Genomic DNA, 20,851 nt, shown 5'->3' with positions numbered 1-20,851 from the left:
GGTGCTGAGATGAGTCGATGAGCTCTTGTGGAGCTGGTCAGGAGAGCCCGAGCTCGTCGTCGAGGAGATCGAAGATCTCGTCTGCTGTCGCGGACTGGATTTCACGGTCTTGTGCGGTGCTGTCCGTAGCACTGTGCGTTTCATTCCACTTCGACAGGAGGTCGCGCAGGCGGGTGGTGATGCCGGGGCTCTCGACGTCGTCGGGGGCGATCGTGGCGAGGATCGCTTCCAGCTTGTCGAGTTCCGCGTGTACGGGTTGGTGTGCGGCGGTGGTGTCCAAGCCGAGTTCGTCGCGCAGATACCCGGCGAGGGCGTTGGGCGTCGGGTAGTCGAAGATCAGCGTGACCGGAAGCCGCAGTCCGGCGGCGGCGCCGAGGCGGTTGCGCAGATCCACGGCGGTGAGCGAGTCGAAGCCCAGGTCGAGGAAGCCGCGCCCGGCGTCGACGTCGTCCGGTGTGGCGTGGCCGAGGACGGCCGCCACATGGGTCCGTACGACGTCCAGCAGCTCCCGGTCGCGCTCGGTGGCCGACAGGCCAGCGAGCCGTTCGGTGAGCGAGCCGGAGTCGGTCCCGGAGACAACGGCACCGGCGGCTCCGGTGTCGGCGGAGCGCCGTACCGGGGTACGCACCAGGCCGCGCAGCAGCGGCGGCAGCAGCCCGGCGGCGGCCTGGCCGCGGAGGGCGGCCGTGTCGATGCGGATGGGTACGAGCGCGGCCTCGGAGAGGGCGTCCGTCACGTCGAACAGGGCCAGGCCCTCGTCCTGCGGCAGCGCCTCGTAGCCACCGCGCGAGATGCGGCTCACGTCGGTGGACTCCAGGCTGCCCGCCATGCCGTCGGCCGCCGCCCACAGGCCCCAGGCCAGCGACGACGCGGGCAGACCGAGCGCCGCACGGGCTTGCGCGAGCGCGTCCAGGAAGGTGTTCGCGGCGGCGTAGTTGCCCTGCCCCGCGCTGCCGAACGCTCCGGCGGCCGAGGAGAAGAGCACGAACGCGGACAGGTCAAGATCGCGCGTCAGCTCGTGCAGGTTCCAGGCGGCGTCCACCTTGGGGCGCAGCACCGCGTCGATCCGCTCGCCGGTCAGCGAGCTGATCACACCGTCGTCCAGGACGCCCGCGGTGTGCACCACGGCGGTGAGCGGGTGTTCGGCGGGGATCGCGGAGAGGACGGCGGCCAGGGCGTCCCGGTCGGCGGTGTCGCAGGCCACCCAGGTCACCGTGGCACCCAACTCACCCAGTTCGGTGGCGAGTTCGGCCGCGCCGGGGGCGTCGCCGCCGCGCCTGCTGAGCAGCAGCAGCTGCCGTACGCCGCGCTCGGCCACCAGGTGGCGGGCGAACAGGCCGCCCAGGGCACCGCTGGCGCCGCTGAGCAGCACGGTGCCGTTCGGGTCGCCGAATCCGGCCGCCGCCGGGGTGTCCTGCTCGGCAGGGACCCGGGCGAGCCGGTAGGCGTGGACGGTGCCGGAACGCAGCGCGAGCTGCGGTTCGTCGGTGGCGAGCACCGTCGGCAGCGCCCGCTGGGAGGCGTCGGTGCCGTCGACGTCGACCAGCACGAACCGGCCCGGGTTCTCCGACTGGGCGGACTTGACCAGGCCCCACACGGTGGTGCGGGTGAGGTCGGCGACGTCCTCACCGGGGCGTGCCGCGACCGCGCCGCGGGTCACGAACACCAGGCGGGTGTCGGCGAACCGCTGGTCGGCCAGCCACTTCTGGACGAGGTCCAGGGCGTCCCTGGCGGCCGCCTTGGCCGCCTCGGGCAGCGACGCCGCCCCGCCACCGGTGAGCGGCACGAACACCACGTCGGGGGCGGTGCCGTCGAGGGCGTCGGTGAGCGCCGTCAGATGCGGGTAGTCCTCCAGCCGCTCGCCCGCCGCCGTGAAGTCGGCGTCGGCGCCGAGGGTCACCCAGCGCTCGCCCAACGGGATGGTGGCGGACGTGGCCAGGCCCGGCAGGGCCGTCCACTCCGGGCGGAACAGGGCCTCGTGGTACGCGGCGCGCGACGCGTTCAGCTGGTCCGCCGACAGCGGGCGCAGCACCAGCCCGTCGATGGTGGCGACGGGCGCGCCGGTGCCGTCCGCGAGGTGGAGCGCCACGCCTTCGGCGGCCGGGCGCAGCCGTACCCGCAGCGATGCGGCGCCGCCCGCGTGCAGCCGTACGCCCGTCCACGCGAACGGCAGCCGCGCGCCTTCGCCGGCCGTGTCGTCGTCCGGCGTGTCGAGGCCGAGGGTGTGCAGGGCGGCGTCCAGCAGGGCGGGGTGCACCCCGTACGTGGCGGCCTCGGGCTCGTGGCCGCGCGGCAGCCGGATGTCGGCGAACAGCTCGTCGCCGCGCTTCCAGGCGCCGTGCAGGCCCTGGAAGACCGGGCCGTAGCCGAGCCCGGCGGCGGCCGCGCCCTCGTAGAACGCCTCGGTGTCGAGGGCGGTCGCGTCGGCCGGAGGCCAGACGGCGAGGTCGGCCTGCTCCGCGGGGTCGGACGACGGGCTGAGGAAGCCGGTGGCGTGCCGGGTCCACGGCTCGTCGGCGGGGACGTCCTCGCGGCGGGAGTGCAGGGTCAGCTGGCGCCGCCCGGTCTCGTCGCCCGCCGCCAGCTCCAGCCGCAGCTGGACGCCGCCCTGTTCGGGCACTACCAGCGGCGCCTGCAACGTGAGCTCCTCGACCGTGTCGCAGCCCGCCTCCTCACCGGCCCGCAGGGCCAGCTCGACGAAGGCCGTGCCGGGCAGCAGCACGGTGTCCATGACGGCGTGGTCGGCCAGCCACGGGTGTGTGAGCAGCGACAGCCGTCCGGTGAACACGAAGCCGCCGGTGTCGGGGAGTTCCACCGCCGCGCCGAGCAGCGGGTGGCCCGCGCTGCCGAGACCCGCGGAGGCCACGTCCTCGGCGGAGATGCCCACGTCGAGCCAGTAGCGCTGGCGCTGGAAGGGGTACGTCGGCAGCTCGACGCGGCGGGCGCCGCGACCGGCGTAGACGGCCGCCCAGTCCAGGGCCACGCCGCGCACATGGAGCTGTGCGAGGGCGGTGGCCAGCGCCTGGGCCTCGGGGCGGCCGTTGCGCAGGGCGGTGACGAACGCCGCTTGGTCGTCATCGGAATCGGACTCGGACTCGGCGAGGCAGTTCTCGCCCATCGCGGAGAGCACCCCGTCGGGGCCGAGTTCCACGAAGGTGGTCACACCGTTGTCGCGCAGGGTGCGCACACCGTCGAGGAAGCGCACGGACTCGCGGACGTGGCGGACCCAGAAGTCCGGCATACGGATCTCGTCGGCCGTGGTCACGGTGCCGGTGAGGCAGGAGACCAGCGGGATCGCCGGGGCGTTGAACGTCAGGCCCTCCGCGACCTTGCGGAAGTCCGCGAGCATCGCGTCCATGCGCGGCGAGTGGAAGGCGTGGCTGACGGTGAGCCGCTTCGTCTTCCGACCCCGCTCCTCGAAGCCCGCCGCGATCTGCACGGCGTCGTCCTCGTCACCCGCGATCACGACCGACGTCGGGCCGTTCACGGCGGCGATGCTGACGCGCTCGGTGAGCTGCGGTGCCACCTCGTCCTCCGACGCCTGCACCGCGATCATCGCGCCGCCGCCCGGAAGCTCCTGCATCAGACGGCCACGCGCCGCGACCAACTTCCCGGCGTCCGCGAGGGACAGCACACCCGCCACATGGGCGGCGGCCAGCTCGCCGATGGAGTGGCCGGAGAGGAAGTCGGGCCGCATGCCCCACGCCTCCACCAGCCGGAACAACGCCACCTCGACCGCGAACAGCGCGGGCTGGGTGAAGCCGGTCCGGTCCAACGCCTCGGCGTCGTCCCCGAACAGCACCGTCTTCAGGGGTCGTTCGAGGTGCGGGTCCAGCGCGTCGCACACCTCGTCCAGCGCCTCCGCGAACACCGGGAACGTCGCGTACAGCTCACGGCCCATGCCGAGCCGCTGGCTGCCCTGCCCCGTGAACAGGAACGCCACCTTGCCGCCCTCGGCGGCGACCCCGCGCAGCTCGGCCGCCGAGTGCTCGCCGCGCGCCAGCGCGTCCAGCGCGCCCAGCACCTCGTCGTGGCCGTCGGCGACCAGCGCGACGCGGTGTTCCAGCGCGGCCCGGGTGGTCGCGAGGGAGAAGCCCAGATCGGTCAGGTCAGCGGTCCCGGTGGCGATCCGCGAGCGCAGCCGCCGGGCCTGGGCGCGCAGGGCGTCCTCACCGCGCGCCGACAGCAGCACGGGGACGTACGGCAGGGCCCCGGTGTCCGCCGGGGCGTCGTCCGCCTCCAGGGCGGGCGGCTGCTCAACGATGGCGTGGGCGTTGGTGCCGCTGATGCCGAACGACGACACGGCGGCGCGGCGCGGGCGGCCGGTCTCCGGCCACGCCCGCTGCTCGGTGAGCAGCGACACCGCACCCGCCGACCAGTCGACGTGCGGCGACGGCTCGTCCACGTGCAGGGTCTGCGGCAGCACACCGTGGCGCATGGCGAGCACCATCTTGATGACACCGGCGACACCGGAGGCGGCCTGGGTGTGGCCCAGGTTGGACTTGACGGAGCCCAGCCACAGCGGCCGTTCCGCGTCCCGCTCCCGGCCGTACGTGGCGAGCAGCGCCTGCGCCTCGATCGGGTCACCCAGCGTGGTACCCGTACCGTGCGCCTCGACCACGTCGACCTCGCCGGTGGCGAGGCGGGCGTTGGCGAGCGCGGCGCGGATGACGCGCTGCTGGGACGGGCCGTTGGGCGCCGTAAGCCCGTTGGAGGCACCGTCCTGGTTGACGGCCGAGCCGCGCACGATGGCCAGCACCTCATGGCCGTTGCGGCGGGCGTCCGACAGCCGCTCCAGGAGCAGCATGCCCGCGCCCTCGCCCCAGCCGGTGCCGTCGGCGGCCCCCGCGAAGGACTTGCAGCGGCCGTCCCTGGCCAGCCCGCGCTGACGGCTGAAGTCGATGAACGTACCCGGGGTGAACATCACCGTGACGCCACCGGCCAGCGCCAGCGAGCATTCGCCGTTGCGCAGCGCCTGCGCGGCCAGGTGCAGCGCCACCAGCGACGACGAGCAGGCCGTGTCGACCGTGACGGCCGGGCCCTCCAGGCCGAAGGTGTACGCGACGCGGCCGGACACCACGCTGCTGGAGCTGCCGGTACCGAGGTAGCCCTCGACCCCGTCCGGCACGGCGTGCAGCCGGGAGCCGTAGTCGTGGTACATGACGCCCGCGAACACACCGGTCTTGCTGCCGCGTACGGACGTGGCGTCGATGCCCGCGCGCTCGAACGCCTCCCAGGTGGTCTCCAGCAGCAGCCGCTGCTGCGGGTCCATCGCCAGGGCCTCGCGCGGCGAGATGCCGAAGAACGCCGGGTCGAACTCGGCGGCGTCGTGCAGGAATCCGCCGTCGCGGGCGTACGAGGTGCCGGGGGTCTCCGGGTCCGGGTCGTACAGCGCGTCGAGGTCCCAGCCGCGGTTGTCCGGGAAGCGCGTGATGCCGTCCTCGCCCGCGGCGAGCATCTGCCACAGTTCCTCGGGCGTGGTGACCCCGCCCGGATAGCGGCAGCTCATCGCCACGATGGCGATCGGGTCGTCGTCGGTGGCGGCGCCGGTGACGGGCACCGGCGTGTGCACCTCCGCCGTGTCCTCGCCCACCAGCTCGGTCCGCAGGTGGCGGGCCAGGACCTGCGGGTCCGGGTAGTCGAAGATGAGGGTCGCCGGCAGCCGCAGACCGGTCACCGCGTTCATCTGATTACGCAGCTCGACGGCGGTGAGCGAGTCGAAGCCCAGGTCCTTGAACGCCCGCCCGGAACCGATGGTGTCCGCACCCGCGTAGCCGAGGACGGTCGCCACCTGCGCCCGGACCAGGTCCAGCAGCAGCCGCTCCTGCTCCGCCACGCCCAGCCCGGCCAGCCGACCGGCCAGCCCGGCATCGCCACCGGCCGCGACAGCGTCCACCGCGCGCCGCGCCGGGATGCGTACCAGGCCACGGAAGAGCGGCGAGATGGCGGGCTGGTTGCGCAGCGCCGCGAGGTCCACCCGCATCGGGACGAGCGCCGCCGCGTCGACGGTCAGCGCGGTGTCGAGCAGCGCGAGGCCGTCCGCCACCGGCAGCGGCGGAAGCCCGGCCCGCCGCATGCGGTTGATGTCCGCCTCGTCCAGCGTGTCGCCCATACCGGCACCGGCCCACAGGCCCCAGGCCAGCGCGGTGGCGGGCAGCCCCTGGGCGGCGCGGGCTTGCGCCAGTGCGTCGAGGAAGGCGTTGGAGGCGGCGTAGTTGCCCTGTCCCGGACCGCCGAAGACGCCGGAGGAGGACGAGAACAGGACGAACGCCGCGAGGTCGAGATCGCGGGTCAGCTGGTGCAGATTCCACGCCGCGTCCACCTTCGGGCGCATGACGTGGTCGACGCGCTCGGGCGTGAGCGAGCCGATCACACCGTCGTCCAGCACACCGGCCGTGTGCACCACGGCCGTCAGTGGATGCTCGGCGGGAACGGTGGCCAGGGTAGCTTCCAGCGCGTCCCGGTCCGCCACATCGCACGCCGCCCAGCGCACCTCGGCGCCCAACTCGGCCAACTTCGTACCAAGTTCGGCCGCACCCGGGGCCTGGTCGCCACGGCGGCTCACCAGCAGCAGGCGCCGTACGCCGCGCTCCGCCACCAGGTGGCGCGCCACGAGCCCGCCCAGCGAGCCGGACGCACCGGTCACCAGCACCGTGCCCTCGGGGTCAAGGCCACGGGCGTCGTCCGCCGCCACGGCCACTCGCGACAGCCGTGGCGTCGACACCACACCCGCGCGGAGCGCGAGCTGCGGTTCGCCCGACGCGACGGCGGCGGGCAGCGCCCGCGCCGACTCGTCCAGGCCGTCCATATCCACCAGGACGAAACGGCCCGGGTTCTCCGACTGCGCCGAGCGCAGCAGACCCCAGACGGCCGCACCGGCCGGGTCCGCCACCGGCTCATCGGCGGCGACTGCCACCGCGCCACGGGTCACGACCACCAGCGGCGCGTCCCCGAACCGCTCCTCGCCCAGCCACTGCTGGACGGTGGCCAGCGCCTCGGCGGCGGCACGGTGGGCGCCCGCGGCCATGTCATCGCCGTCCGCGCCCGTGGACGGCGCCACCACGACGTACTCGGGCGACGGAGCGGTGCCCGAGGCGACCGCCTCGGCCAGCGCCGCGAGGTCCGCGTACGCCGTGCCACCGAGCCCCAGCGCGTCCGTGCCCAGGACGGCCCAGCGGCCGTCGGCCGGGGCCTCCGTCGGGGCCACGGGCCCGGCCGCCGCCCACTCCAGGCGGAACAGCGACTCGTGGTAGGCCGTACGCGCGCTCTGCAACTGCTCGGCGGACACCGGACGCAGCCCCAGCGTCTCCACGGCCCCGACCGGCGCACCGGTGGTGTCGGCGATCTCCAGCCGCACCCCGTCGTTGCCCGCGGGCACCAGGTGGACGCGCAGCGCGGACGCGCCGCTCGCGTACAGCGACACCCCGGTCCAGGCGAACGGCAGCCGCCCCTCGCCGCCTGTGTTGCCCAGGCCGTCGAGGCCGATGGCGTGCAGGGCGGAGTCCAGCAGCGCCGGGTGCAGCCCGAACGCGGCGGAGTCCTCGGCCACGTCGTCGGGCAGCGCCACCTCGGCGAACACCTCGCCATTGCGCTGCCACGCCCTGCGCAGACCCTGGAACGCCGGGCCGTACGCGAAGCCGATGTTCAGCAGGCCGTCGTAGTGGCCGTCGAGGTCGATCTCGGTGGCGTCGGCGGGCGGCCAGGAGCCCAGCTCGAACATCGCCTCCGGGCGACCGCCCGCCGCCAGCACACCGGTCGCGTGCCGGGTCCACGGCTCCTCGGCGGGCAGGCCCTCGGCGCGCGAGTGCAGCGTCAGCGGGCGGCGGCCCAGCTCGTCGGCCGCGCCCACCGAAAGCCGCAGCTGGACGCCGCCCTGCTCGGGCAGGACCAGCGGCGCTTCGAGGGTCAGCTCTTCGAGGTAGTCGCAGCCGACCTGGTCACCGGCGCGGATCGCCAGCTCGACGAACGCGGTGCCCGGCAGCAGCACGCTGTCCAGGATCGTGTGGCCCGCGAGCCAGGGGTGGGTCGACAGCGCCAGACGGCCGGTGAACAGCGTCCCGTCCGAGTCCGGCAGTTCGGCGCTCGCACCCAGCAGCGGATGCTCGGCCTCGCCCAGGCCCACGGCGGCCACGTCGCCGAGGAAGAGCGACGACACCTTCGGCCAGTAGTGCTGCCGCTGGAAGGCGTACGTGGGCAACTCGACCTGCGCCGCGCCCGTACCTGCGTAGTACGCCGCCCAGTCCACGGCCACGCCACGGACATGCGCCCGCGCGAGGGCCGACAGCAGCGCCTCGGACTCGGGACGGCCCTTGCGGCAGACGGGCGCGAAGGCGGCATCGTCGCCGGTCACGCACTCCTGCGCCATGGCGGTGAGGACACCGTCCGGGCCCAGCTCGACGAAGGTGGTCACGCCCTGCGCTTCGAGCGTCCGGACGCCGTCGAGGAAACGCACGGCCTCGCGGACGTGGCGCACCCAGAAGTCCGGGCTGGCGATCTCCTCGGCGGAGACAACGTCTCCGGTCAGGTTGGAGACGATCGGGATGCGCGGAGCCTCGTACGACAGCCCCTGCGCGACCTCGCGGAACGCCTCCAGCATGCCGTCCATGCGCGGCGAGTGGAACGCGTGGCTGACCGTAAGCCGCTTGGTCTTACGACCCTGCGCCTCGAAGCCCGCCGCGATCGCTACGGCGTCGTCCTCATCGCCCGCGATCACGACCGACGTCGGGCCATTCACAGCGGCGATGCTCACCCGGCCGGTGAGCTGCGGTGTCACCTCGTCCTCGGACGCCTGGACGGCGATCATCGCGCCACCGGCGGGCAGCTCCTGCATCAGGCGACCACGCGCGGCCACCAGCGTGCAGGCATCCGCCAGGGACAGCACACCCGCCACATGCGCGGCAGCCAGCTCACCGATCGAGTGGCCGGACAGGAAGTCCGCCTTCACACCCCACGCTTCGACCAGCCGGAACAGCGCCACCTCGACCGCGAACAGCGCGGGCTGGGTGAACCCGGTCTGATCCAGCGCGGCGGCGTCGTCCCCGAAGAGAACGTCACGCAGCGGCTGCTCCAGATGCGCGTCCAAGTGGGCGCACACCTCGTCGAAGGCATCGGCGAACGCCGGGTACGCCTCGTACAGCTCGCGGCCCATGCCGAGCCGCTGGCTGCCCTGCCCCGTGAACAGGAACGCCACCTTGCCGCCCGCCACCGAGCCCTCGACCAGGCCCGGTGTGGTGTGGTCCTCGGCGAGCGCGTCCAGAGCGATCAGCAGCCCGGCGCGGTCGTCGGCGACCAGGGCGGCCCGCTCCTCGAACGCCGTACGCCGCGTGGCGAGCGTGAACGCCACGTCGGCCACGTCCAGCTCGGGGCGGGATTCGAGGTGTGCGCGCAACTGCACGGCCTGGTCGCGCAGCGCCTCGGGGGTCCTGGCCGACAGGACCCAGGCGGCGGGGCCATGGGCCTCACGAGCCGCCGTGGCTTCCTCGGCCTCGATCGCCGGGGCCTGCTCGATGATGGTGTGCGCGTTGGTGCCGCTGATGCCGAACGAGGACACCGCGGCCCGGCGCGGGCGGCCGGTCTCCGGCCACTCGCGCGCCTCGGTCAGCAGCGCGACGGCGCCCGCCGACCAGTCGACCTCGGGCGTGGGCTCGTCCACGTTGAGGGTCCGCGGCAGTACGCCGTGCCGCAGCGCGAGCACCATCTTCATCACGCCCGCCACACCCGCGGCGGCCTGCGTGTGACCGAAGTTGGACTTGATGGAGCCCAGCCACAGCGGCTGATCGGCGTCGCGGTCCTGGCCGTACGTGGCGAGCAGGGCCTGTGCCTCGATCGGGTCGCCCAGCCGGGTGCCCGTACCGTGCGCCTCGACCGCGTCCACCTCGGACGCGGACAGACCCGCTCCGGCGAGCGCCTGCCGGATGACGCGCTGCTGCGACGGACCGTTGGGCGCCGTCAGACCATTCGACGCACCGTCCTGGTTGATCGCACTGCCACGCACCGTCGCCAGCACCGTGTGCCCGTTACGACGGGCATCGGACAGCCGCTCCACGAGCAGCATCCCGACGCCCTCGCCCCAGCCGGTGCCATCCGCACCCGCCGCGAACGCCTTGATACGGCCGTCCGCCGCCAACCCACGCTGACGACTGAAGTCCACGAACGAACCCGGCGTCGACATCACCGTCACACCACCGGCCAACGCCAACGAACACTCACCGGCACGCAACGCCTGAATCGCCCAGTGCAACGCCACCAGCGACGACGAACACGCCGTGTCCACCGTCACCGCCGGACCCTCAAGACCCAGCGCGTACGACACCCGACCGGACAACACGCTGGCCGCGTTGCCCGTCCCCATGAAGCCTTCGGACCCGTCGGGGGCGGCCAGGATCAGGGGCAGGTAGTCCTGGCCGTTCGTACCAGCGAAGACGCCGACCTGCTGGCCGCGCAGCGTCGTCGGGTCGATCCCGGCCCGCTCGAACGCCTCCCACGACGTCTCCAGCAGCAACCGCTGCTGCGGGTCCATCGCAAGCGCCTCACGCGGCGAGATCCCGAAGAACGCCGGGTCGAACTCGGCCGCGTCCGTGAGGAAGCCGCCCTCGCGCACGTACGAGGTGTACTCGCCGCCGGGCTCCGGGTCGTACAGCGACTCGACGTCCCAGCCGCGGTCGGCCGGGAAGTCGCTCACCGCGTCCTGCCCGGACACCAGCAGCCGCCACAGCTCCTCGGGGGTGCGGACCCCGCCGGGGAAGCGGCAGCTCATGCCGACGATCGCGATCGGGTCGTCGTCGACGGCCACGCCCACGGACGACGCCGCGGTGACGGCCGGGCGCGAGCCGACGAGTTCGGCCTGGAGGTGGTCGGCGAGGGCGAGGGGGGTCGGGTAGTCGAAGATGAGGGTGGCGGGGAGCCGTAGCCCGGTGAGCGACCCGAGCAGGTTGCGTATCTCGACCGCGGTCAGCGAGTCGAAGCCGAGGTCCCGGAAGGCGCGGCTGGGCTCAACCGATTCGGGCCCGGGGTAGCCGAGGACGACGGCCACCTGGGTGCGGACGAGTTCCAGGGCCAGCCGCTCGCGCTCCTCGTCGGTCGCGGCCCCGGCCAGGCGCTGCCGCAGGGCCGACGGTTCGTCCGCGGAGCCCGTGCCGGTGCCCGCCGATGCCGCTTCGATGGCGCGCTGGGCCTCGGGGATGTCGGCGACGAGCGGGTGGGGGCGGACGGCGGTCAGGCCGGGCGCGAAGCGGCCCCATTCGATGTCGACGACGAGGGAGAAGGTTTCGTCGAGGTCGAGGGCGGTCCGCAGGGCGGCGGTGGCCAGTTCGGGGGCGAGGGCGGGGAGCCCGGACTGCCGGAGCCGTTCGGCGACGACCCCGTCGGTGGCCATGCCGCCTTCGGCCCAGGCGCCCCAGGCCACCGTGGTGGCGGGCAGGCCCTCGGCGCGGCGCTCTTCGGCGAGCGCGTCGAGGTAGGCGTTGGCGGCCACGTAATTGGCCTGGCCCGGCGCGCCGAAGGTGGCGGACATGGAGGAGAAGAGCACGAAGGCGGACAGGTCGAGTCCGCGGGTCAGCTCGTGGAGATGGCGCGCCGCGTCGGCCTTGGGGCGCAGTACGTCGGCCATCCGCCGCGGGGTCTGGGCGTCGAGGACGCCGTCGTCCAGTACTCCGGCGGCGTGCACGACCGTGGTCAGCGGAAGCTCTGCCGGTATGGAGGCGAGGAGGGCGGCCAGGGCGTCGCGGTCGGCCACGTCGCACGCGGCGATGGTCACCTCGGCGCCGAGGGCGGTGAGTTCGTCCCGCAGTTCGGTGGCGCCGGGGGCGTCGGGGCCGCGGCGGCTGGTGAGCACCACGTGCTCGGCGCCATTGCCGATCAGCCAGCGGGCCACGTGCGCGCCCAGTGCGCCCGTACCGCCGGTGACCAGGGCGGTGCCGTGGGTGGACCATCCGTCGTCGGCGGTCCCCTGGTGCGGTGCGCGGGTCAGGCGGGGCACCTGGATGCCCTGCGGGCGCACGGCGAGCTGGTCTTCGTCGCCGAGTCCGGCGAGGACGTCGGCCAGCCGCCCGAGGGCGCGGGCGTCGGCGACCGGGGGCAGGTCGACCAGGCCGCCCCAGCGTTCGGGGTGCTCATGGGCGACGGTGCGGCCCAGGCCCCAGACCTGGGCCTGGAGCGCGCTGGTGAGCCGGTCGGAGCGGCCGACGGAGACGGCGCCGCGGGTGGCGGCCCACAACGGGGCGTCGATGTCCGCGTCGCCGAGGGCCTGGACGAGGGCGAGGGTGCCCGTGAGTCCGGCGGTGAGCGTGGGGTGTTCGGCGTGGGGCCGCTCGTCCAGGCCGAGCAGCGACAGGACGCCGTCGGCGTGCGGGGGCTGCGACGGGCCTTCGGACGGGGTCTGCGACGAGCCTTCGGCGGGGGTCAGCGCGGCGCGTATCCGCTCGGCGATGCCCGCGCGGTCGGCCGTCGTGCCGTCCACGGTGATCTCGTGGACGTGTGCGCCGCGTTCGGTCAGGGTCCGTATCGGCTCCGAGGCCCACGGGTCGCCGGTGTGTCCGGCGGGGGTGACGACGAGCCAGGTGCCGGTGAGCGGCCGGGGCTGCGGCGGCGACAGCGGCTTCCAGGTGGTGCGGTAGCGCCAGTTGTCGATCGTGGACCGGTCGTTGCTCTGCCTCCGCCACGCGGACAGGGCGGGCAGCACCTCGCTGAGCGGCTGGTCGCCGTCGAGGCCGAGGGTCTCGACCAGGGCGGCCAGGTCCTCGCTGTGCACGACCTCCCAGAAGCGGGCGTCGGCCACGGCGGGCACGACGCTCTCCTCGGGTCCTTCGAGGTCCGAGAAGGGGTCGTTCGGCCAGTAGCGCTGGCGCTGGAAGGCGTACGTGGGCAGGTCGACGCGGCGGGCGCCGTCACCGACGTAGTACGCGTGCCAGTCGACGGGGACGCCGCGCACATGGGCCTGCGCGAGCACCTGGTTGAGGGTGCGGGCCTCGGGGCGTTCGGGGCGCAGCGCGGGCAGGAACGCGTACGTGCGCGTCTTGGCGCCGCTCACGCAGTCCTGTGCCATGGCCGAGAGCACTCCACCGGGGCCCAGTTCGACGAAGGTCGTCACGCCGTAGTCCTCGAGCCGGCGGACGCCGTCGAGGAAGCGGACGGCCTCGCGGACGTGGCGGACCCAGAATTCGGGGGTGGTGATCTCGTCGGCGCTCACCAGGGTGCCGGTGAGGTTGGAGACGATCGGGATCTTCGGGGCCTCGTACGTCAGCCGCTGGGCGACCTGGCGGAAGTTCTCCAGCATCCCGTCCATGTGCGGGGAGTGGAACGCGTGGCTGACGGTGAGCCGCTTGGTCTTGCGGCCCTGCGCCTCGAAGGACGTCGCGATCTCAAGCGCCGCGTCCTCGTCACCGGCGATGACCACGGACGTCGGGCCGTTCACAGCGGCGACGCTCACGCGCTCGGTGAGCAGCGGCGTCACCTCGTCCTCGGACGCCTGCACCGCGATCATCGCGCCGCCGCCCGGGAGCTGCTGCATCAGCTGGCTGCGCGCGGCCACCAGGGCGCAGGCGTGGGTGAGCGACAGCACGCCCGCGACATGGGCGGCGGCCAGCTCGCCGATGGAGTGGCCGGAGAGGAAGTCGGGGCGCAGGCCCCAGGATTCGACGAGGCGGAAGAGGGCGACCTCGACGGCGAACAGGGCGGGCTGGGTGTAGCCGGTGCGGTCGAGGGTTTCGGCGTCGTCGCCGAACACCACGTCCTTCAGCGGCCGGTCGAGGAAGCGGTCGAGCTGGGCGCAGACCGCGTCCAGCGCCTCGGCGAACGCCGGGTACGTCTCGTACAGTTCGCGGCCCATACCGAGCCGCTGGCTGCCCTGGCCGGTGAAGAGGAACGCGACCTTGCCCTCGGCGGCCAGCCCCTCGGTCACCTCGGGGTGGTGGCGGCCCTCGGCGAGCGCGGCGAGGCCCGTGAGGAGTTCGTCGCGGTCGGCCGCGATGACCGTGGCGCGGCGGTCGAGCGCGGCGCGGGTGATGGCCTGGGAGTAGCCGATGTCGACGAGGCGGTGCCCGGGGTGGGCGGTCAGATGGGCGTGCAGCCGGGCGGCCTGCGCGCGCAGCGCGTCCTGGTCCTTGCCGGACAGCACCACGGGCGTGAGCGGCGGTGCGGTGCGCTCGTCCGTCTCGCCCGTCTCGGCGGGGGCGGCCGGGGCGGGGGCCTCCTCCAGGATGGCGTGCACATTGGTGCCGCTCATGCCGAACGACGAGACGCCCGCGCGGCGCGGCGCCCCGCCCTCGGGGTCCCGGGCCCACTCGCGGGTGCTGGTGAGCAGTTCGACGTCCCCGGCCGTCCAGTCGACGTGCGGGGTGGGCTCGGTGAGGTGGAGGGTCTTGGGCAGCACACCGTGCCGCATCGCCATGACCGTCTTGATGACGCTGCCGACACCGGCGCCCGCCTGCGCGTGGCCGATGTTGGACTTGATGGAGCCGATCAGCAGCGGTTTGCCCTCGGGCCGGTCCTGGCCGTAGGTGGCGAGCAGCGCCTGCGCCTCGATCGGGTCGCCGAGGGCGGTGCCGGTGCCGTGCGCCTCGACGGCGTCGACCTGGTCCGGTGTGAGCCGGGCGTCGGCCAGCGCCTGGAGGATGACACGCTGCTGCGACGGGCCGTTGGGCGCGGTCAGGCCGTTGGACGCACCGTCCTGGTTGACGGCGGACCCGCGTACCACGGCGAGGACCGGGTGGCCCTTGCGCTGGGCGTCCGACAGCCGCTCGACGAGCAGCATGCCGACGCCCTCGCCCAGGCAGAAGCCGTCGGCCTCCGGGGAGAAGGGCTTGGAGCGCCCGTCGAAGGCCAGTCCGCGCATCTTGCTGTAGTCGATGAAGACGCCGGGCGCGCACATCAGGGTCGCCCCGCCGGCCAGCGCGAGCGAGCATTCGCCGTTGCGGAGCGCCTGGACGGCGAGGTGGAGGGCCACCAGCGACGAGGAGCAGGCGGTGTCGACGGTGACGGCGGGGCCCTCGAAACCGAAGGTGTAGGACAGGCGGCCGGAGGCGACGCTCGCGGCGTTGCCGGTGCCGAAGTAGCCCTCGAAGTTCTCCCCGGAGCTGAGGATCGCGCCCAGGTAGTCGTGGTTGCTGGTGCCGACGAAGACGCCGATCTGCTTGCCGCGCACGGTGACCGGGTTGATGCCGGCGCGTTCGAAAGCCTCCCAGGACGTCTCCAGCAGCATGCGCTGCTGCGGGTCCATGCCGAGGGCCTCACGCGGGCTGATGCCGAAGAAGGACGGGTCGAAGTCGGCGATCCCGTCGACGAATCCGCCCTCGTGCACATAGCTGGTGCCGGGGTGCTCCGGATCCGGGTGGTACATCTTGTCGACGCTCCACCCGCGGTCGGTCGGGAAATCGCTGACCGCGTCGATGCCCTCGCTGACGATGCGCCACAGATCCTCGGGGTCCTGAATGCCCCCGGGATAACGGCAGCCGATCCCCACGATGGCGATGGGGTCGTGGTTCTTCGCCTCGGCCTCCTGCAAGCGGAGGCGAGTCTGGTGCAGATCCGCCGTTACCACCTTGAGGTAGTCCCGCAGCGTCTCTTCATTCGCCATTACGCAATCCATTTACAGCAGACGGCATCGAAAATGCTCCACAGATCCCAGCAGAGGAGCCGTTAACCAACAAACAATTATTCGACTTCTCGCTCAGAGCCTATGCGCGAACTAATCCTCGCGCCAACCCCTAGATGCCCCCTATGACCCCCTGGTGGAACCAAGGAGTGATAGGGGGCAGCCGGTATTTCATAATCTATTCAAGCGTGGCGAAAATCCTGGCCGACATCGAGAATGATGTCAATAGCAGAATTCCCGTCACGCCCTTCCCAGTCCCTTGTTGATGAATGCGAAGAGCTCTTCGTCGCTGGCCGACTGGAGCTGGTCGACCTCGACGGCGTCCTTTGCCGTCTCCGCCGGCCGCGCCGCCGGGGGTTCGGCCGTGGCCGCCGTGCCGTCCGACTCGTTCCACTTCGCCATCAGCGACTGGAGCCGCATGGTGATCCGGGCCCGGGTGATGTTGTCGGGGGCGCTGGAGGTGAGCGCGGTCTCCAGCTTGTCGAGTTCGGCGAGCAGAGGCGCGCCGGCGGCCGCTTCGTCGGGCACGATCTCGGCCCGCATATGGGCGGCCACGGCGGCCGGGGTCGGGTGGTCGAAGATGAGGGTCGGCGGCAGCTTGAGTCCGCTGGCGGCTCCGAGGCGGTTGCGGAGTTCGACCGCGGTGAGCGAGTCGAAGCCCAGGTCCTTGAAGGCCCGGCCCGCCTCGATCGCCTCGGCCCCGGAGTGCCCGAGCACGGCGGCGACCGCACCACGGACGAGTTCCAGCAGCACCCGCTCCCGCTCGGTCTCGGGCAGCGTCGCCAGCTGACCGGCCAGCGCCTCCCCGGCGGCGGCCTCGTCGGCCGCGTCGGACCGCATCTCCGCCACGACCTCGCGGGCCTCGGGCAGCGTGTCGAGCAGCGGACGCGGCCGGTCGGCGGTGAAGGCGAGGGTGAAGCGGCGCCAGTCCATGTCGATGGCGGTCAGCGCCGTCTCGTCCCGGTCCAGGGCGTGCTGGAGCGCGGCGGTGGCGGGCTCGGGCGCCATCTCGTTGATGCCGTGGCGGCGCATCCGGTCGCCGGTGGCGCCGTCCACCGTGCCGCCGTCGCCCCACGGGCCCCAGGACACGGTGGTGGCGGGCAGCCCGTCGGCGCGGCGCTGCTCGGCGAAGCTGTGCAGGAACGCGTTGCCGGGCGCCTGGTTGCCCTGGCCGGGGGCGCCGAACGTGGCGGAGAAGTGCGAGAACAGCACGAACGCGGTCAGGTCCGCATCCCGCGTCAGCTCGTGCAGATGGCGCGTGGCGGCCACCTTGAGCCGCAGCACGCGCTCGGCCTGATCGGGGGTCAGCCCCTCGATCACCCCGTCCTCGATGACCGCGGCGGTGTGCATCACGGCCGTCAGCGGCTGGTCGGCCGGGATGGCGGCGAGGGTTTCGGCGAGCGCGTCCCGGTCGGTCACATCGCACGCGGCGAGGGTGACCTTGGCGCCGAGGCCGGTCAGTTCGGCCTCCAGCTCCACCGCGCCGGGGGCGTCCGCGCCCCGGCGGCTCGCCAGCACCAGGTGTTCGGCGCCGCCGCGGGCCAGCCAGCGGGCGACCTCCGCGCCGAGCCGCCCCGTACCGCCGGTGACCAGCGTGGTGCCGGACGGCTTCCAGGACCGTACGGGGGAGGTGTCGGCGAGCGGGGCGCGCACCAGCCGCGCGCCGAAGACGCCCGCCTCGCGGATCGCCACCTGGTCCTCGTCGTGTTCGGCGGCGAGGACGCCGATGAGCCGGGACAGCGCCTGCTCGTCGGGCGCCTGGGGCAGGTCGACCAGACCGCCCCAGCGCTCCAGGTGCTCCAGCGCGGCCACCCGGCCGAGCCCCCAGACCAGGGCGTGTTCGGGGCACTCCGGCCGGTCGGCGCCGCCGGTGGAGACGGCGCCCTGGGTCAGGCACCACAGCGGGGCGCCGATTCCCGCGTCGCCGAGCGCCTGGACCAGCGCGAGCTGGGCGGCGGTTCCGGCGGGCAGGGCGGGGTGGCGCGGATGCGCGTCCCCGGCCGGGGCGAGCAGCGACAGTACGCCGGTGAAGTCGCCACCGGCCTCGGTGTGCGCGGTGCGCAGCCGCTCGGCCAGCTCCTCGCGCCCGTCGGTGCCGGGGTCCACGACGATCTGCTGGACGTCGGCGCCGCGCCCGGTCAGCGCGCCGGTCACGGCGGCCGTCCACGCGTCGTCGGTGCTGGCCGCGACGACGAGCCAGCGCCCGTCCGGGCGCGCGGACCGCGCCTCGGCGAGCTGCTGCCACGTCACGCGGTAGCGCCAGCCGTCCACGGTGGACTGCTCACGGGCCTGCTTGCGCCACGACGCGAGGGCGGGCAGGACGGCGCTCATCGGCTGGTCGCCGTCGACGGTCAGCTCGGCGGCCAGCGCCTGCCAGTCCTCGGCCTCCACGGCCGCCCAGAACTTGGCCTCCACCGCGTCGTGCCGGGTCTCCCCCGCCGCGCGCCCCGCCCCGGCCTCGGGCCAGTAGCGCTGCTGCTGGAAGGCGTACGTGGGCAGTTCGATACGGCGGGCCCCGGTGCCGTCGAACACCGCGTGCCAGTCCACGGCGACACCGCGCGACCACGCCTCGCCGACGGAGGCCCAGAAGCGGTCGAGACCGCCCTCGTCGCGGCGCAGCGACCCGATCGCGGCCGCGTCCGCACCGGCGTCCTCGGCCGTCTCCTGCACGGCCATCGTGAGCACCGGATGGGCGCTGGACTCGATGAACACACCGAAGCCCTCGTCCAGCAGCCGCCGCACGGCACCTTCGAGTTCGACGGTACGGCGCAGGTTGGTGAACCAGTACTCCGCGCCCAGCTCGGAACCGTCGACCCACTCCCCCGTCACGGTCGACAGGAACGGCACCTGCGCGGTCTTGGGCTGTACGGGGGCCAGCAGACCGAGCAGTTCGTCGCGCAGCAGCTCCACCTGCGCGGAGTGCGAGGCGTAGTCCACCGGCACCCGGCGGGCCCGCACCCCGTCCGCCTCGCAGGAAGCCAGCAGCTCGTCCAGCGCGGCCGGTTCACCCGAGACCACCACGGCCGAGGGCCCGTTGACGGCGGCCACCGAGATGCGCTCCTCGCCCCACGGCGCGATCCGCTCCCGTACCTCGGACACCGGCAGCGCGATCGACACCATGCCGCCCTTGCCCGCCAGCACCCGGCCGATCGCCTGGCTGCGCAGCGCCACCACACGCGCCGCGTCCCGCAGCGTCAGGACGCCCGCCACGCACGCGGCGGCGATCTCGCCCTGCGAGTGGCCGACCACGGCGGACGGTTCGACGCCGAGCGTGCGCCACACCTCGGCGAGGGACACCATCACCGCGAACAGCACCGGCTGGACCACGTCCACCCGGTCCAGCGACGGCGCGCCGTCCACCCCGCGCAGCACATCCACCAGCGACCAGTCGGTGAACTCCGCGAGCGCCGCCGCGCACTCCTCGATCCGGGCGGCGAACACCGGCGAGGCGTCCATCAGCCCCACGCCCATCCGCACCCACTGCGAGCCCTGCCCCGGGAAGACGAACGCCGTCTGACCCGCGACGACGGAACCCCGCTCCACGCCCGCCGCCATGCCGCCGTCGGCGAGGGCGGTGAGCCCCGCCATCAGTTCGTCGCGGTCCCGGCCCTGGACGACACCGCGTACGTCCAGCGCGGCGCGGGTCGTGGCCAGCGACAGGCCCATGTCCACCGGGCGCAGCGCCGGTTCGTCGTGGAGGCGGTCCAGCAGCCGCCTGGCCTGGGCGCGCAGCGCGGCCTCGCTCTTGCCGGACACCACCCACGGCACCACGCCCGGCTGCTTCGACACCAGCTCGGCGGGCTCCCGCTCCTCGGCGGGCGCCTGCTCGATGATGGTGTGCGCGTTGGTGCCGCTGAAGCCGAACGAGGAGATGCCCGCGCGGCGCGGGCGGCCCGTCTCGGGCCACGGCGTAGCGGACGTGGCCAGCGAGATCGCGCCCGATGACCAGTCGATGTGCGGGGACGGCTCGGCGATGTGCAGCGACTCCGGCACCAGCCCGTGCCGTATGGCGAGCACCATCTTCATCACGCCCGCGATGCCCGCGGCGCCCTGGGTGTGGCCGATGTTGGACTTCACCGACCCCAGCAGCAGCGGCAGTTCCTCGGGACGGTCCGCGCCGTACGTGGCGAGCAGTGCCTGCGCCTCGATCGGGTCGCCCAGCGACGTGCCGGTGCCGTGCGCCTCGACCACGTCCACATCGGCGCCCGACAGCCGCGCGTTGGCCAGCGCCTGCTGGATGACGCGCCGCTGGGACGGGCCGTTGGGCGCGGTCAGACCGTTGGACGCGCCGTCCTGGTTGACGGCGGAGCCACGGACGACGGCGAGCACCTGGTGGCCGTTCTTCCGCGCGTCCGACAGCCGCTCCAGCAGCAGGACGCCCACGCCCTCGGCCGGGCCGAAGCCGTCGGCGTCGGCCGAGAACGCCTTGCAGCGCCCGTCCTGGGACAGTCCGCGCTGACGGCTGAACTCGATGAACAGACCGGGCGTGGACATCACATGGACGCCGCTCGCCAGCGCCAGCGAGCACTCGTCAAGCCGCAGCGACTGCACGGCCAGGTGCAGCGCCACCAGCGACGCCGAGCAGGCCGTGTCCACGGTGACGGCCGGGCCCTCCAGGCCGAAGGCGTAGCTGAGACGGCCGGAGACGACGCTGCCCGCGTTGCCCGTCCCCAGGTGGCCGCCGAAGTCGTCGTCGGCGCCGAGCGCCACCGTCAGATAGTCGGAGGCGTTCATGCCCGCGAACACCCCGGTACGGCTGCCGCGCAGGGTGGCCGGGTCGATGCCCGCCCGCTCGAACACCTCCCACGACGTCTCCAGCAGCAGCCGCTGCTGCGGGTCCATGGCCAGCGCCTCACGCGGCGAGATCCCGAAGAACGCCGCGTCGAACCGGGTGGCGCCGCCGAGGAAGCCGCCCTCGCGGGTGTACGTGGTCTCCGGGGTGTCCGGGTCCGGGTCGAACAGGTTCTGGAGGTCCCAGCCCCGGTCGGCAGGGAACGCCGTCTGCGCCTCGCCACCGGTGGCCATGAGCTGCCACAGCTCCTCGGGCGTGTCGACGCCACCGGGGAAGCGGCAGCTCATGCCCACGATCGCGATCGGCTCATGGGCCTGTTCGTCGACCTCCTGGAGACGCCGGTGGGCGGCGGTGAGGTCGGTGGTGACCTTCTTCAGATATTCGCGGAGCTTGGCTTCGTTCGCAGTCGCCATGGGACGTTCACCTATTCGCAGTGCTCTGGATCGTCGGGGGTCCGGGAGGGGTGCCGT

Annotated in this window: 1 protein-coding gene and 1 pseudogene; both read right to left on the bottom strand. The window is 73.5% G+C overall.

Features of this window, described 5'->3' with window-relative positions:
• Positions 1 to 37: 37 nt before the first annotated feature.
• Complete coding sequence (locus tag ACH4TL_RS20510) at positions 38 to 15,571, bottom strand: type I polyketide synthase (protein WP_398329213.1); 15,534 nt, start codon at positions 15,569 to 15,571, stop codon at positions 38 to 40.
• Between the two features lie 258 nt (positions 15,572 to 15,829).
• A pseudogene (locus ACH4TL_RS20505) lies at positions 15,830 to 20,794 on the bottom strand (type I polyketide synthase); the annotation flags it as partial.
• Positions 20,795 to 20,851 lie beyond the last annotated feature (57 nt).

It is taken from the genome of Streptomyces sp. NPDC021115, from assembly GCF_044333065.1.
Taxonomy (GTDB): Bacteria; Actinomycetota; Actinomycetes; order Streptomycetales; family Streptomycetaceae; genus Streptomyces.
This window is presented reverse-complemented; position numbering and strand designations above follow the sequence as displayed.